The organism is Colwellia demingiae (assembly GCF_007954275.1).
Classification (GTDB): Bacteria; Pseudomonadota; Gammaproteobacteria; order Enterobacterales; family Alteromonadaceae; genus Colwellia; species Colwellia demingiae.
The window spans coordinates 44173-59947 of the sequence record NZ_VOLT01000007.1 but is presented as its reverse complement, the minus strand read 5'-3'; the positions used below and the strand labels follow the sequence as shown (position 1 = coordinate 59947).

The following is a 15775-nucleotide window of genomic DNA, read 5'->3' as shown; positions in this document are numbered from 1 at the left end:
ATTCTCATGAAAGTAATCAATGTTGATGTTGCCATTATTGGTACAGGCACTGCAGGAATGGGCGCTTATCGCGCCGCAAAGAAATATACTGATAAGATAGTCATAATTGAAGGCGGCGCTTACGGTACTACTTGTGCTCGCGTAGGTTGCATGCCTAGTAAATTATTAATTGCCGCGGCGGATGCGTCTTATCACGCTAGTCAAACGGACCTTTTTGGCATTCAAGTTGACCGCATTAAAGTTAATGGAAAAGTTGTAATGAAGCGCGTGCAAACAGAACGTGATCGTTTTGTCGGCTTTGTGGTTGAGTCTGTAGAGGGTTTCGATGAGCAAGATAAAATTCGTGGTTTTGCCAAATTTCAAGACGAACATACCTTGCAGATAGACGATCATAGCCAAGTTATTGCAAAACGTATTGTCATCGCCACAGGCTCTAGACCTAATTACCCTGAATTCTTGGCCGCGGCTGGTAGCCGTTTATTAACCAATGATAACTTATTCGAACTGAACGATTTACCAAAGTCTGTTGCTGTCTTTGGTCCTGGCGTCATAGGGCTAGAATTAGGCCAAGCCTTAAGTCGATTAGGCGTAATAGTTAAAGTATTTGGCCGAAGTGGCTCGGTTGCAAATTTACAAGATGAAGAAATGAAACGCTACGCTGAGAAGACGTTTAATGAAGAGTTTTATTTTGATGCTAAAGCACACGTCATTAGTACCATAGAAAAAGATGATGCTGTTGAAGTAATTTATTTCGATAAATCAGGACATAAAACGACTGAGTCATTTCAGTATATTTTAGCTGCTACGGGTCGTAAAGCTAACGTAGACAAGCTAGGACTGGAAAATACTAGCATCGAACTTGGTAAAAATAACAGCCCACTATTTGATGAATTGACTCTGCAAACATCAGTTGACCATATTTTTGTCGCGGGAGATGCCAACAATACTTTAACGCTATTACATGAAGCAGCCGATGATGGAAAAATTGCTGGAACCAATGCAGGAGCATATCCAATTATCGCTCAAGGGCAAAGACGTGCTCCATTATCCGTTGTTTTTACTGAACCACAAGTTGCCAGTGTCGGTTTATCGTTGAGACAAATAGAGGATTTATATGCCGATCAAGATGCCACGAATTATGTGGTTGGCCAAGTCAGTTTTGAAGGACAAGGTCGAAGCCGTGTCATGGGTAAAAATAAAGGATTATTGAAGGTTTATGCCGACCAATACTCAGGTGAATTTTTAGGTGCTGAGATGTTTGGCCCTGCCGCTGAGCATATTGGCCACTTGCTCGCATGGGCGAGGCAACAACAGATGACGGTGCAAGCGATGCTTACCATGCCCTTTTATCATCCGGTAATTGAGGAAGGTTTACGTACTGCACTAAGAGATGCACAGCATAAATTAACTATTGCGAAACATGATATGAATGAATTTATCATGACGCATGACAACACAATAAAGTTGGTCATATAGATAAATAAGATGACAAAATAATAGCGATATCTGCTACATTCGAAACAACTCAGGAGTATTGCGCACTGAGTTGTTTTCGTCTTATTACATCACCTTAATTGCGACCAGTCATAACACCACCATCAATATCCCAAATAGCCCCTGTTACCCAAGATGTATCTGACGATAATAAAAAGCCGATAGTATTAGCGACATCATCGACCGTGCCTATTCTTCCAATAGGATGGAATTCGTTAAATCCAGCTAATGCTTCATCTAATTCTGTAGGGTCAATAAAAGAGTGGTAGATAGGCGTTTTCACCACCGCTGGAGATACCGCATTAACTCGAATATTGTACTGTGCTAATTCCATTGCCATATGTTGAGTTAAGGCATGCAACCCAGCCTTTGCCATAGAATAAGCCGAAGAAGGTGTCGCTTTAATCGCTTGTTTTCCCCACATTGAACCAATATTAACAATGTTTCCGCCGCCTTGGTTTTTCATGTTTTCAGCAACGGCTTGTGCGATAAAGAATGTCGCTCTGTTAAGTTCCATATAAGTATTATAGTCTTCAACATCATGTGTTAAAAACGCCTTAGGGCTAAAATATCCAGCGGCATTTACCAAATAACTTAACCGAACATCGTCTTGATTAATATACGAGAGTAATTTTTCTAAGTCTGCTGCTTGATAAAGATCTGCCTGAATTGCTGATGCTTTTCCAGTCTCATTAAGCTGAGTTAATGCTAGTTCAAGTTTTTCAGCATTACGCCCTACAATAATAACCTCGACATGATGTTTAACTAATAATTTCGCTGTTGCTAAGCCCATACCGCTTGAGCCACCAATAATTATTGCTTTTCCTTGATGGGTAAATTTCATCATTTTTCTCCCGTTAATTATTTAAATAAGTAAAGTAGATACCACTAAATAATAAGGAGATAAAACAAGTAAAAAAAGTAGGCACAATCTAGTAAGCTAGGTACTTATTGGTCTAGTTTACTGAATAATAAAAAGAAAATATTTTGTATTTAAATCTAGACCATGAGCTTAGAGCATTATTTTTATAAATGACTGTCATCTATTTCTAGTTGCAGCTTTTCTAATTCTGTCAAAATGTTAATAAATTTATGACCAAACGTTGTCACTTTATATTCGACTCTAGGTGGAACTTCATTAAAGGTTTCCCGTTCAAGAATACCAAACTCTATATTGCGCTTTAAACAAGCATTCAACACCTTGGTGGTTAAACCTTCAACACTTCTCACCATTTCTCCTGGGCGATATATGTCATTATTGAGTAAGTTATAAACGGTGAGTGACCATTTACAGCCAACAATCGTTTCAACCATGCGAGCAGATTTTTCAGGGGCCGATTTTCTTGAAAATTTAATATTCTTATTATTCATAAAGATGTACCTTAAAGTGCCTACTAAACCATTTTGTGCATACTTGGCGTTGTATCTGATAAGCGATATTATATACCCATTACCATTCAAGATGCAGCTTTCAGAGTGCTTGAGAATATAGCTATAGTTATGAAGTCTTCCTCTTAAAATTACAAGCGTTAAAGGAAAATCAATGCTCAATATGAACTTCGATGAACAAGTATTCATTAATACACAGCAACAACCTTGGGTAGCAAGCCCCAAAGAGGGTGTATGGCGTAAACCATTAGCCAGAGAAGATGCAGAAAGAGGACATGCAACGAGCTTAGTAAAGTTTGATCCCGGCGCTAGCTTTAGTGAACATGATCATCCTCTAGGCGAAGAGATCCTCGTATTATCGGGCACTTTTTCTGATCATAGTGGTGACTATCATGCGGGTAGCTATTTTCGTAATCCTGAAGGTTATCGCCATGCGCCTTTTAGTAAAGATGGTTGTACCTTATTGGTAAAACTTCATCAATTTCTGCCAGGCGATAATGAACATGTTGTCATCGATACCGCAAACGAAAGCTGGTCAGCTGGCATGGGTAACTTAATGGTTATGCCGTTGCACAGCTATCAAGGTGAATCAACCGCACTCGTCAAATGGCCTAAAGGGGAGCGTTTTCAACCCCATAAGCATTTTGGCGGTGAAGAAATCTTTGTGATTAGTGGAGAATTTATAGATGAGCATGGCCGTTATCCTGAAGGCTCTTGGATTCGTAGCCCCCATATGAGCGAGCACTTTCCCTATGTAGAGCAGGAAACGATTATATTGGTTAAAGTAGGCCACCTATAAACAATTTTTTAGGCACAAATACAGCAATTTCGCCCAGAGTTTTTAGCTTTATATAACGCAGTGTCTGCTTGTTCAAATAAGGTGGTCCACTCTGAAATATTATCATTTTGAGCAATACCTATAGAGACTGAAATTGGTGGTAAAAAGGTGTTGGTATCTCTTTGTTTTAATCTCATTTTAGAGATAGCAATACGTATTTTTTCAGCGATTTCTTTTGCTTCATCAATGGGAGTGTGAGCCATAACTACCACAAACTCTTCGCCACCAAAACGTACCGCAAGATCTTGCTCCCCAATATGGCTTTGAATCGTTTTAGCTATACGTTGAATCACTTTGTCACCAATAAAGTGGCCAAAAGTGTCGTTGACCTTTTTAAAGTGATCAATATCAATGGCTAAAGAGGAATGGGTATCAGCGAGGTCTAAATTTTGTAGTTTTTCATCACAGCCACGACGATTCAATAAACCTGTTAATGAGTCAACTAAAGCTTCTTGTCTTGACGACGCTAATTTGTCTTTTAATTGATTAATTTCTTGTTGTGTTGTGGTTAACTTTTGCGACAGTTCTTCATGCTGAGCTTTAGTGCTATTTATCGTATTAAAAAGATAACTAACAATATTATCCATAGAAGTATTGTTTTTTGTCTTAGCTAAAATTTTATCTAACTTCTCTAAATTATTTACCGCTTTATCTTCATTACTCACCTGTTTACTAATTTGTTCTAGCGTTTTACTCAAGGTTTGTTCAAAAGGGGCTAATATCGTATTTTCAATTTGCTCAGTAAGGGATACATAACGTTTGAATAAATTAGCCATGAAATCTGCGGTGATTAATGTTCCCTGTTGTAATTTTTTATTTATAGCAGCCGATAACATTTCGTTTTCATTACTAATATGAAGATATATTACTGAATAATTGACTGGTGTTGGGGAAATTAAATGACTAGAGAGGAAGTCATGGGTACGCTCACTGAATTCAGACGTTACTTGATACTCATCTTCAAAGGACATACTTCATTCCTATACTCTTGATTTGTTATTATTATGTTAAGTATTTTAACGTCATCATTTGAGAGTAACAAGAGTAAAAGTTAAAATATTGTTGTTTTAATAGACAAAAAAAGAGTGAAACAGAGCAAGTTAGACTAAAGTCTATTGCTTTGAATAAAATAAATGACACATTTTAAAGCAATAATTTTACATTTAGGTATGCGCTTATACCCTTTTCAATAATCATATCACTTACAATATTAACGAAAGTACCTTCAATGCTTGAGCAGGAAAGGTACTTTTTTATTACTATTGCTAGACAATAATTACTTGTTCAAGTGCTCTGCATGAAAGCGCAGGTGTTCTTCAATGAATGATGAAATAAAATAGTAACTATGATCATAACCTTCATGAATGCAAAGCTCTAATGGATAATCATTGGCTTGTGCAGCGGCTTCTAAGGTTTCGGGTTGTAACTGCTCAGTGAGAAAATCATCAGCCCCTCCCTGGTCAACTTTAGCCGGAATAAACTGTGTTGCTCGACGCATTAACTCACTGGCATCGTGATTAAGCCAATTGGCTTTATCTTTACCAAGGTAAGTGCTGAAAGCTTTTTTACCCCAAGGAGCGTTTATTGGATTACAAATAGGACTAAACGCCGACATTGAGCTATAACGTTCAGGGTTGAGCATGGCAATGGTCAGTGCCCCATGTCCGCCCATAGAGTGCCCGGAAATCGCTCGTTTATCTGAGACAGGAAACGTCGATTCAATTAACTGCGGCAGTTCATTCACCACATAATCATACATCTGGTAATGGCGATTCCAAGGTGCTTGGGTTGCATTAACATAAAAGCCTGCGCCCTGCCCCAAATCATAACCATCATCATTAGCTACCCCTTCACCACGCGGACTGGTATCAGGCGCAACAATAGCAATACCAAGTTCAGCAGCAATGCGCTGTACCCCTGATTTCTGCATAAAGTTTTCATCAGTACATGTCAGGCCAGAAAGCCAATACAGTACAGGTACCTTTTCTCCGCTTGCGATTTTGGGTGGTAAGTAGATAGCAAATTTCATCGTACAATTTAACGTTGTAGATTGATGGCTATATTGCTTATGCCATCCACCAAAACTTTTGTTTACACTTACGTTTTCAATTACATGGCTAGTTGTCATGGTAAAACCTCAAGACGCGACCCCTCTCTGTTTATTACTAAGAGAGGGACAACGTAAAACTATTATTTATCGAAATGGATAACTGAGCGGATACTTTCGCCTTTATGCATCAATTCAAATGATTCATTAATGTCTTCAAGAGGCATAGTATGAGTAATAAAGTCACTTAGTTTGAATTCACCCGCTAAATAACGTTCTACATAATCAGGTAATTCAGTACGGCCTTTAACACCACCAAATGCAGATCCTCTCCATACACGACCAGTAACTAACTGGAATGGACGAGTTGAAATTTCTTGTCCTGCACCAGCAACACCTATTACCACTGATTCACCCCAACCTTTATGACAACATTCTAAAGCTGAGCGCATTAGGTTTACATTACCAATACATTCAAAAGAATAATCAACACCGCCGTCAGTCATTTCAACGATCACATCTTGAATTGGCTTGTCGTAATCTTTCGGGTTAATAAAGTCTGTTGCGCCTAATTTTTTTGCTAGCTCAAACTTACTTTCATTAATATCAATGGCAATAATACGACTCGCTTTAGCCATAGTTGCGCCAATAACTGCTGATAAACCAATACCACCAAGGCCAAAGATAGCGACTGTTGCACCTTCTTCAACTTTCGCCGTATTCATTACTGCGCCCATACCGGTAGTGACACCACAACCAAGTAAACAAACTTCTTCTAACGGCGCATCTTTATTGACCTTAGCTAAAGAAATTTCTGGTAAAACTGTGTATTCAGAAAAGGTTGAACATCCCATGTAATGAAAGATAGGTTGACCGTCTTTATAAAAACGCGTGGTGCCATCAGGCATTAAACCTTTACCTTGAGTTTCACGAATTTTTTGACACAGGTTGGTTTTACCCGACAAACAGAATTTACACTCACCACACTCTGGTGTGTATAACGGGATAACATGATCGCCAACTTTAACGCTAGTAACGCCTGCGCCAATTTGCTCAACAATACCACCACCTTCGTGCCCTAAAATAACGGGGAAAATACCTTCTGGATCATCGCCTGATAAGGTAAAAGCATCAGTATGACAAACACCCGATGCAACAACCTTAACTAACACTTCACCTTCACGAGGTAACATTACATCGACTTCTTCAATGGATAAGGGTTGATTAGGACCCCAAGCAATAGCGGCTTTTGATTTAATAAATTTATCTGACATAGGTATTCTCACTTTTGTATATTAGGCTTTAAAGCTCAATTATAGCTTCACTTCAGCACATCGTATTTGTTTCTGTAAGCAACATTATATCTATTTCTGAAACAATGATAATATGACGTTTTGGTAAATTACTTTTACATATAGGTAACAATGATGCAGTGGGAAGGTATTAGCGAGTTTGTTTACGTTGCTGAAAATGAGAGTTTTACTCTTGCCTCAAAAAAAATGGCTATATCGACAGCCCAAGTCAGTCGGCAAATAAGTGCGTTAGAAAAACGCTTAAATATCAAATTATTTTATCGCACTACACGCAAGGTTTCATTAACTGAAGAAGGAAGAATTTTTTATCAACACTGTCGCAGTGTACTTGATGGACTTGACGCTGCTGAACGTGCAATTACAAATTTACAATCGAAACCTCAAGGTAAAATTAAGCTGACAGCCCCTGTTACCTATGGCGAAAAGCAGATATTACCGCTGGTGAATGATTTCCTAAAACAATATAGCGATGTTGAAGTATCGGCTTACTTAAGTAATCAGAGAGTTGATTTAGTTGAAGATGGTTATGATTTGGCTATTCGACTAGGCAATTTAAGTGACTCTTCAATGATGGCAAAAAAATTAGGTGAACGCTCAAACTTTGTTTGTGCATCGCCCCTTTATTTACAAAAACATGGCATACCTCACTCTATTTCAGAACTTAATAAACACAGCTGTTTATTGGGAACAAACGATTATTGGCACTTTAGAGAGTCTGACAAAGAAAAGAGCGTTCGCATCACGGGACGGTTACGATACAACAGCGGTTATAGTTTGACTGATGCGGCATTGAAAGGGCTAGGTATAGTACAACTACCCGATTATTATATTAAACAGCACTTACAAAGTGGTGAACTGGTCACCTTATTAGATAATTATCGCGCACCAGATGAAGGCATATGGGCAATTTATCCACAGAATCGTCACTTGTCGCCAAAAATAAGACTATTAGTAGACTACTTGGCGGAACACTTGTTGTAGTCCTTTCTTTATACAACAAGGCTATTTGTTACTGTTATACCAATCAGATTAATTTATTGATCACTTAGCGAGAATTAATTCGATTGATATTATTTCCTAAATTTCATTAACCATTCTTTTGGTGATAATCCCGTTTTTTTCCTGAACACTCTGGCCAATGCAGAGCCATGTTCATAACCCACTTCGTTAGCAACAAAGCTAACGGGTTTATCTTTTTTCAATAAGCCTTGCGCGATAGCAATACGTAAGTCTGTTAAATAGTCACTGGGCGCTTGGCCTATGGTGTCTTTAAATAAAGCGGCAAACTTAGCTCGGGACATTAAGGCTGTTTCAGCCATTAACTCAACGGTCCACTGTTCTTGCGGCCGTTTATGCAACGCTGACATTAATGTTGATAATTGAGGATGCGCCATACCCGCTAACATTCCCTGAATAACGATGCCTTCCTTGATGACATGTCGCAGTATTTGTATCAAGAAAATATCACCGAGCTTATTCACGATCATCTGTTGACCAGCTTGTTTGTTAAACGCTTCTTCAAACAACCAGTGTGCAGTTCTTCCAACAGGATCATGCTGTTCAATGTTCAAACAAATAAATTTTGGTAATGCATTTACCAATGCAGCCCCACTGCCCGAATGAAAATCGACATCGACACAAACTAACTCAGCATCATCTGATTCACTGGCAATAACTTGATGTTTACTTGGACCAGGCATGAAAATAACAGATGGCTTATCTAGGGTAACTTTATGCCCTTCTTCACACACAATGGTTAATACGCCTGATTTTAATAAATGCAAATGACCTTTTTTACTATCAGCCCCGCCTAAGCTTTGAATACCACACAAGTTACCACTGAAAAAAACATCAGCATTAAAAGAAAGGTTTTCTAAAATTTGACTTAATTGATCCATAAACAACTCTTTTAGACGATTGGTTTCAAGTTCGAGACTCATAGCGGCATTCGCTCACAAACGGCTTGTTAAAGTAACCACATGACGAAGCGCTGTAAATATTACACCACTTATGTCTATACACCATAATTTATGTACAACAAAACGTTGCATACTTTTACCACTTAGCCTCCAAGGAGCCTTTAATGAATATCTCTACTCTAATTAAATCTGTCGCCATCGTCGCAACGCTAGCTATCAGCAGTGTGAGTTTTGCTGCCCAAATTGATGTTAATAGCAATGAAAATGACCTTGCTATTCATGGTTATGATGCTGTTTCATATTTCACCGACAGTAAAGCAACTAAAGGTAACCAAAAATACACTGCGACTTATAAGACCGCTATTTATCAGTTTAGCAGTGAAGCAAATCGTGATCAGTTCAAACAAAACCCAGAACAATTCGCACCACAATTTGGCGGCTTTTGCGCGATGGGCGTAGCGTTAAATAAAAAATTAGATACTGACCCTACAGCTTGGAAAATTGTTGATGGTAAATTGTATTTGAACCTGAACAAAGCAGTTCAGAAAAAATGGTCAACTGATATTCCTGGTTACATCGCTACTGCAGATAGAACTTGGTCTGGTATTCAAGGTGTATCTATTGCGCAGTTAGATGCTGAATAATTTGCTTACAAAGTTTGCCCGAGTTAGACCTTTGCCAATGAAAGAAGAACTAAACCTGCAAGGTCTTAACTGGTGCGAGCATGAAAAATCATGGGTACTTATTTATTTTAGTACTTCATGGTGCGCACCCTGTAAAAGCATGGCGCCTATCATGGTCGATGTATCAGAACATTATGTAGACCAGCTAAACGTGATCAAAATTGATGTTGATGAGCAAACACAGTTAGCAAAACAACTTGAAGTGACAGGCGTTCCATCCTTAGTGTTATTAGGCCGTTCTGGTACTAAATCTCGCTTGATAGGTGGCGTAAACATTGAAGAAATAAACCATTGGTTAAGCGAGCAGCTTAACCACAATACAATTAAATAGAGGCTTTATTATGAATAACAAAAAATTACTTGCTAGTGCAGCACTGGTTGTCGCCCTTTCTACTGTAGTTACTGCGCCAGCACAAGCGGCGAGTAAAGAGAAGTGTTATGGCGTAGCGATGGCTGGTCAAAATGATTGTGCTAACTTAGCAGGAACACATTCATGTGCAGGACAATCATCATTAGATAATGATCCAGGTGAGTGGAAACTTGTGGCTAAAGGCACTTGTGAAGATATTGGCGGCCTTTTAAAAGCAGCAGCAAAGAAAAAATTTGCAGAAGATAAAGCAAAGTAACTAGTCGTTATTGAACTTGGTATCCATGGAGTTGAATTAATGTCATTACAAAGAGCAGATGAAAAATTGAAGTCTGACGTACTTATTGGTGTTGGATTAAGACACCAACACTTTACTGAGGCGTTAACAACTCCATCAAATATCGATTTTGTCGAAGTACATTCAGAAAATTTTTTTGCACAAGGCGGCGCGACACAAAGTGTATTAGCTCAAGCCAGTGAAAAATACGCTATCAGTTTGCATTCAACGGCAATGGGCTTAGGTTCAGCACAAGGTGTACCTAGCCATTATTTACAAAAGCTTAAGCAGTTAGCAAGTACTTGCAACCCTATTTTAATGTCAGATCATGTTTGTTTTAGTTGGAGCCAATTAAAGGGTCAACAAGTGCATGCGGGAGATTTATTACCGCTAGCTTACAGCGAGCAAACCTTGATGGTGCTAGCGCACAATATTGACCGTGTTCAACAATCGTTAGGTCGTTCACTGTTGGTAGAAAACCTATCAGCTTACATTCAATATTCACATGCGTGTATGCCTGAAACCGAGTTTTTAGTCCGTCTTGCAGAGTTAACTGGCTGCAAGTTATTAGTTGATTTAAACAATATCATTGTGACGGCCAACAACATTAATGCGGCACAACCTTTAGATTATGCACAACAATGGTTAGCTGAAATTCCGACAACCATGGTCGGTGAAATTCATCTTGCAGGTTTTACCGAGGTAACTGAAGGTGAACTCATTATTGATGATCATAGTCAAGCTGTTTCGAGCCAAGGATGGCAACTATATCGCAGCGCTTTAGAGCGCTTTGGAAAAGTCCCAACCTTAGTTGAATGGGATAATAATCTGCCTAGCTGGCAAACATTAATCGCCGAAGCGGACAAAGCGAGAGCGATAGCAGAGCAGGTTTTTGACGATAATGCTTCATCAAGAATCATAACACCTGAGACAACACTTGAGAGTGAGTTTGCACATGAATAACAACGACGCAAAAAAACACTCACTCCAAGCTGCATTTGAACAAGTAGCACAACAACAGCAAAGGCTCATTTCTGCGATATTCCCCTCTGCAGGTAATGACGTAATTGATGAATTCGACCCAAGAGGAATGGCGATATATCGCAACAATTTATTAGTTACAGCTCAACAAGCACTCGCGATAAGTTTTCCTACGGTGTTAACGTTAATTGGTGAAGGTTTATTTAATTATGCAAGTCGTGAGTTATTAATCTTATCACCACCTAAACATGGCGACTGGGCACTTTGGGGAGATAACTTTCCGACGCTACTATCTGGTTTAGTGCAATTATCTGACTACCCTTTTGTTGCTGATATTGCGCAAGTAGACCGACTTAGACAACAGAGCATGCGTGCGAAAAACTCTGTAATAGATCAAGCAAGTCTACAACTATTAGCAACACACGACATAGATGAAATTTATATAGAATTAACGACGAGCCAATTGGGTATGAGCTCTAATTATCCTGTGATTGAGTTTTGGTTATCTCATCAACAACGTGTTGTTTCCGATACTGCGGAAGAGCTCAACCAAAGATTTATTAAACAATCACTCGATAAATTAGCACAAGGTGATTTCTCACAAAAAGTACTGATATATAGACCTTATTTCAACGCTGAAATACGCGAATTATCAGTAAGTGAATACGCTTGGTTAACGTTAATAAAGCAAGGAGTCAGTATAGGTAAAGCATTAGATATTATGACCAATAATAACAAGCTTGAGCATGACTTTGACTTCGCCCAATGGATTGGTATAGCACTGGAACAAAATCTGATTAGCCGATTAAAAATTTAATTTACAGAGTAATTTAAGCCCTAAATGAACCCTAATTGAATATTGAAACCACAATTTAAATAAAAAATTTACCCGTAAAGGAAAAACATGATGACAACAATTACCCAGCGACTTATTCAACCTTACAGCCAAGTTAGTCAACTGCTAAATTATTTACAGCCCCTTGCACTGTTAGGTGCAAGATTTTACGTCGCTTGGGTATTTTTTGCTTCGGGTCTAACAAAACTGAGAGATTGGGATTCCACCTTATTTTTGTTTGAAGAAGAATATAGCGTGCCGTTTATTCCCTTTGAACTGGCTGCGTATTTGGGCACAGCAGGCGAACTAATTTTGCCCGTTTTATTGGTACTAGGTTTAGCGAGTCGATTTGGTGCTTTAGGTTTAACTGTTGTAAATATCGTTGCCGTTGTCAGCTTAACCGAGATTGCTCCCGCAGCACTTTACTCACACGTTATATGGGGCTTACTTCTGTTACAAGTCGTATTATTTGGTGCAGGAAAACTCTCATTAGATAATTTGTTAAAAACAAAGTTAAGTAAATAGCGTTAATCAAAAAATTTACGAACCTAGTTTAAGAAACTAAGTAAAGAAACTAAAACCAGCTGGATAGCTGGTTTTGATTAATACTTATTTACTCACCAACACAGTGATATCTCCTGTAAATAAGACTAACTACCGAGTATTTTAAGCGGTAATGACAAGGCATCATTAGCTGTTTGACCAACAAACCAAATAATGGCGCTTAAACCACCTACAGTAATGATATACCACAGAGCTGATACGATTTGCGCATAGCGATTTAGCGGTAATAAATCACTTAAATGTCGGCGTTTATATTCAAAGAATATTTCGATACTACCAATAGCCAGTAAAAACCCTAGCAAGGCTAAACCAAAGTGATAACTAATATATACCCCCAATGCTGCACCTAATACACATGCGACTAAACCCACTTTAGAGTTGATTGAAAACGCGATACTTTTAAGGACATGTCCGCCATCTAACGGTAATACTGGCAGCATATTAAATAAATTGAGCAATGCATTAAATACCGCTAAACCGGCGAGTATTTCTATATCGGTTAGCCAATAGCCAATTAAACAGGCTATAGAAAGTATTAATCCGAAAAAGGGTCCCATAATGGAAATGACAATATCTTGCCAGCGAGTATTAATTTTGTCATCGCTAAGTGCTAAACCACCAACAAAGGGAATGAGATAAATACCTTTGGTTTTCAAACCAAAATATTTCATCGCTTTAATATGACCATACTCATGAAAGACCAGACAGAGGATAAGTGCGATAGCAAATTCAATAGAAAATAACCAGCTATAAGCCGCCAAACTACCCGCAGCAAATAAAACTTTAATGACCTTGGCACTTTTCAATAGTTTTAAGCCAAGACCAGCCATACCAACAAAGCTAAACTTTATTGGTTGCTTTTCACCTTGCGTGACTTGACGTTGTTCTATGTCTTTTTCATTGAGGGTGTTTTCATGTAACAACTCCTCATTGACTAAAAGCTGAAACTGCAGGTCAAAGGGCTGCCACTGTAATGATCCTTTGAGTTCAACTTGTAGTTCTCCTTGTTCATTTTGCAAAGAAAATTGATGCAAAAATGACTCACTATCGGCATTAGCATTAATCTGGGAGACACATTGATCACCCCAAAATAGTTGCTGCCATCCAGCCATTGAACCTTCTAACCGTAGTGTTTGACCTAAACACTCTATTTCTAATAATTGCACTTCATTAACCCAGCAAGTAAAAACCTTGCCCGATTATCACTATATTTGCTTAACCAGCAAGGTTTATTGAATAAAATATGATGAAAAGTCTGTTGGTAAAGAGATTGATTCTTTTAATTTAAAAATATAGCTATGCTGTAGATAGAGCCAAGTAACCTCTTTTCAGGTTACTTGGCTCTATCTACAGCAGTCATTCAAGTCAGTAGAGTTGAACGTTTATGCTTTAATACAATCTAACTCAGTTAACATATTTCTTAGTGTCTTTTGAGCAGATTTAGTCAAAGGTAATAGAGGCTTTCTAGGCTCTCCATCTAGCTTACCTTGAATTGATAAACCAGATTTAACTGCGGCAGCCAAACCTGAGGTAACAATGAACTCAAGGAATTCATATTGTTGATAGAATAACGCTTGTGCTTTATCTTTATCGCCTTGTTTAACAGCATCAAATAATTGCTTAGGTTGGTCACCAATTAAGCAAGGTGCCGTTGTACACCAGCCGCTTGCCCCGGCCGTTAGTGCTTCTAAAGCCATATGATTACAACCATTAAAAAATGGCACTTTTCCTTTAGATAACTTATGAATTTTATGCATGCGTTGGATATCACCCGTACTCTCTTTAATCATGCAGGCATTTTTAATGCCATCGACCATAGTTAACATAAATTTCGGAGACATATCGACGCCACAAGTGGCAGGATTGTTATATATCATAATGGGCAAAGGCGTTGCATTTGAAATACTTTCATAATGCTGAAATAACTCTGCTTCATTTAGCTTGTAGTAAGAAAAAGGCGATACCATGATCATATCTGCGCCTATAGCGTGAGCATATTTGGCACGTTCTATTGCTTGCTCAGTGGTCAATTCAGCGACACCAATAACAACAGGCACCTTACCATCAACATACTTCACTGTGTATTTTGCTACTTGTTCCCATTCAAATTTAGTTAAGTAAGCCGCCTCACCAGCACTGCCTAGCGCAGCAATAGCGTCTACTTTTGCATCAAGTAAAATATCTATAACGATACCAAGTTTTTCAAGATCAACGCCTTTAATTAAATCACTAAAAGGGGTTATAGGGTAACCAATAATTCCTGATAAATTCATCTGCTTTCCTTATATACAATCTGTGTTTTTTTTAAGAGCTTGTCTTGCGTAATAGGCAAAATTTACTTTATTGCGTTTGTCTGTAGACACCCAGTCATGAGCTTCTTGTGCTAGTTCATGAGGAAGCGGCTGGATTTCACCAGCAGCCATGGCCAATAATTGTAATTTTGCTGCGCGCTCAATTAAAATCGCAAGATTACAGGCTTCTTCAATAGTTTTACCTGTAACTAGTTGACCATGATGAGCAAGAAAAACAGCTCGGTTATTGCCTAACGCTTTAGAAATAAGAATTCCTTCTTCGTTGCCTACAGGCACACCTGGCCAATTCTCGACAAAAGAACAATCGTTGTACAAACCACACGTATCCATTTGAGAAATAACAAGGGGTACTTTCAACATTGATAATGCTGCGATATAAGTTGGATGCGTGTGAACAATACAGTTAACTTCTGGGTGTTCTTTATAAACCCAGGTATGAAAACGATTCGCTGGATTTGCCATACCTTCGCCGTCCAATGGTTTAAGATCATGATCTACTTCAATCAAACCATCTGCCGTAATTTCATCAAAGCCTTGTCCGAATCGTTGCGTAAGATACGTATCTGGCTTAGTAGAACGACACGTAATTTGCCCTGCTACGCCTGCATCATGACCTTTGTCGAATAAGATGCGACAAGTTAATGCTAGCTTTTGACGAACAGTTAAATCTATATCCTGAATAGTTTTCTTCATCTCAAGTTGTGCGCTAACCATGAGCTCTTTTTTTGCTGTAGAAGCTGTTTTCATAATAAATCT

At 38.6% G+C, this 15775-nt stretch carries 18 protein-coding genes; 9 read left to right on the top strand and 9 right to left on the bottom strand.

The features are described from left to right. Positions 1-6 precede the first annotated feature (6 nt). A complete protein-coding gene (locus ESZ36_RS14155; protein ID WP_146789093.1) occupies positions 7-1476 on the top strand; it encodes a dihydrolipoyl dehydrogenase in 1470 nt (489 codons plus the stop codon). A gap of 94 nt (positions 1477-1570) precedes the next feature. On the opposite strand, the gene ESZ36_RS14150 is transcribed toward ESZ36_RS14155, so the two are convergent. Both ESZ36_RS14150 and ESZ36_RS14145 read right to left on the bottom strand, forming a co-directional pair. After that, positions 1571-2338 (bottom strand): SDR family NAD(P)-dependent oxidoreductase, encoded by a 768-nt coding sequence (locus ESZ36_RS14150; RefSeq protein WP_146789424.1) that lies wholly within the window; start codon positions 2336-2338, stop codon positions 1571-1573. A gap of 182 nt (positions 2339-2520) precedes the next feature. Continuing rightward, positions 2521-2865, bottom strand: a complete 345-nt coding sequence (locus tag ESZ36_RS14145) for a winged helix-turn-helix transcriptional regulator (protein WP_146789091.1) — start codon at positions 2863-2865, stop codon at positions 2521-2523. Positions 2866-3037: 172 nt separating this feature from the next. Here ESZ36_RS14145 and ESZ36_RS14140 point away from each other — a divergent pair, with 172 nt between their 5' ends. Further along, a complete protein-coding gene (locus tag ESZ36_RS14140) occupies positions 3038-3682 on the top strand; it encodes a cupin domain-containing protein (protein ID WP_146789090.1) in 645 nt (214 codons plus the stop codon). A gap of 8 nt (positions 3683-3690) precedes the next feature. Here the strand turns inward: ESZ36_RS14140 and ESZ36_RS14135 are convergent, their stop codons facing one another. The 3 genes from ESZ36_RS14135 to ESZ36_RS14125 form a co-directional block, all read right to left on the bottom strand. Beyond that, the gene (locus ESZ36_RS14135) at positions 3691-4692 is read right to left on the bottom strand and encodes a diguanylate cyclase (RefSeq protein WP_146789088.1); all 1002 of its coding nucleotides are present in this window, start codon (positions 4690-4692) and stop codon (positions 3691-3693) included. Positions 4693-4997: 305 nt separating this feature from the next. After that, a complete protein-coding gene (fghA, locus tag ESZ36_RS14130) occupies positions 4998-5849 on the bottom strand; it encodes an S-formylglutathione hydrolase (protein WP_146789086.1) in 852 nt (283 codons plus the stop codon). A 62-nt stretch (positions 5850-5911) separates the two neighbouring features. Beyond that, complete coding sequence (locus ESZ36_RS14125) at positions 5912-7042, bottom strand: S-(hydroxymethyl)glutathione dehydrogenase/class III alcohol dehydrogenase (protein WP_011041666.1); 1131 nt, start codon at positions 7040-7042, stop codon at positions 5912-5914. A gap of 153 nt (positions 7043-7195) precedes the next feature. Between ESZ36_RS14125 and ESZ36_RS14120 the strand changes: the two genes are divergently transcribed. Next, on the top strand, positions 7196-8062 hold the full coding sequence (locus ESZ36_RS14120) for a LysR substrate-binding domain-containing protein (RefSeq protein WP_146789422.1): 867 nt from the start codon (positions 7196-7198) through the stop codon (positions 8060-8062). A gap of 89 nt (positions 8063-8151) precedes the next feature. Here ESZ36_RS14120 and ESZ36_RS14115 read toward each other — a convergent pair whose 3' ends face one another. Continuing rightward, a complete protein-coding gene (locus ESZ36_RS14115) occupies positions 8152-8979 on the bottom strand; it encodes an AraC family transcriptional regulator (RefSeq protein WP_146789084.1) in 828 nt (275 codons plus the stop codon). 185 nt (positions 8980-9164) lie between these two features. Between ESZ36_RS14115 and ESZ36_RS14110 the strand changes: the two genes are divergently transcribed. The 6 genes from ESZ36_RS14110 (at position 9165) to ESZ36_RS14085 (ending at position 12668) form a co-directional block, all read left to right on the top strand. After that, on the top strand, positions 9165-9644 hold the full coding sequence (locus tag ESZ36_RS14110) for a YHS domain-containing (seleno)protein (protein WP_146789082.1): 480 nt from the start codon (positions 9165-9167) through the stop codon (positions 9642-9644). A 37-nt stretch (positions 9645-9681) separates the two neighbouring features. After that, complete coding sequence (locus ESZ36_RS14105; protein WP_170235852.1) at positions 9682-10014, top strand: thioredoxin family protein; 333 nt, start codon at positions 9682-9684, stop codon at positions 10012-10014. Between the two features lie 10 nt (positions 10015-10024). Beyond that, complete coding sequence (locus ESZ36_RS14100) at positions 10025-10309, top strand: BufA1 family periplasmic bufferin-type metallophore (protein WP_146789079.1); 285 nt, start codon at positions 10025-10027, stop codon at positions 10307-10309. A gap of 39 nt (positions 10310-10348) precedes the next feature. Further along, on the top strand, positions 10349-11290 hold the full coding sequence (locus tag ESZ36_RS14095; RefSeq protein WP_146789077.1) for an MbnB/TglH/ChrH family RiPP precursor modification enzyme: 942 nt from the start codon (positions 10349-10351) through the stop codon (positions 11288-11290). Further along, positions 11283-12125, top strand: coding sequence for an HvfC/BufC N-terminal domain-containing protein (locus ESZ36_RS14090; protein WP_146789075.1), 843 nt, complete (start codon positions 11283-11285; stop codon positions 12123-12125). Before ESZ36_RS14095 ends, ESZ36_RS14090 begins: the two co-directional genes overlap by 8 nt. An 87-nt stretch (positions 12126-12212) precedes the next feature. After that, a complete protein-coding gene (locus ESZ36_RS14085) occupies positions 12213-12668 on the top strand; it encodes a DoxX family protein (RefSeq protein WP_425457396.1) in 456 nt (151 codons plus the stop codon). A 125-nt stretch (positions 12669-12793) separates the two neighbouring features. Here the strand turns inward: ESZ36_RS14085 and ESZ36_RS14080 are convergent, their stop codons facing one another. The 3 genes from ESZ36_RS14080 to ESZ36_RS14070 form a co-directional block, all read right to left on the bottom strand. Next, a complete protein-coding gene (locus ESZ36_RS14080) occupies positions 12794-13873 on the bottom strand; it encodes a metalloprotease (RefSeq protein ID WP_146789073.1) in 1080 nt (359 codons plus the stop codon). A gap of 216 nt (positions 13874-14089) precedes the next feature. After that, entirely contained in the window at positions 14090-14980 is an 891-nt protein-coding gene (locus ESZ36_RS14075; protein ID WP_146789071.1) for a dihydrodipicolinate synthase family protein, read from the bottom strand. 9 nt (positions 14981-14989) lie between these two features. Continuing rightward, a complete protein-coding gene (locus ESZ36_RS14070) occupies positions 14990-15766 on the bottom strand; it encodes an aldolase (protein ID WP_146789069.1) in 777 nt (258 codons plus the stop codon). Between the last annotated feature and the right edge of the window lie 9 nt (positions 15767-15775).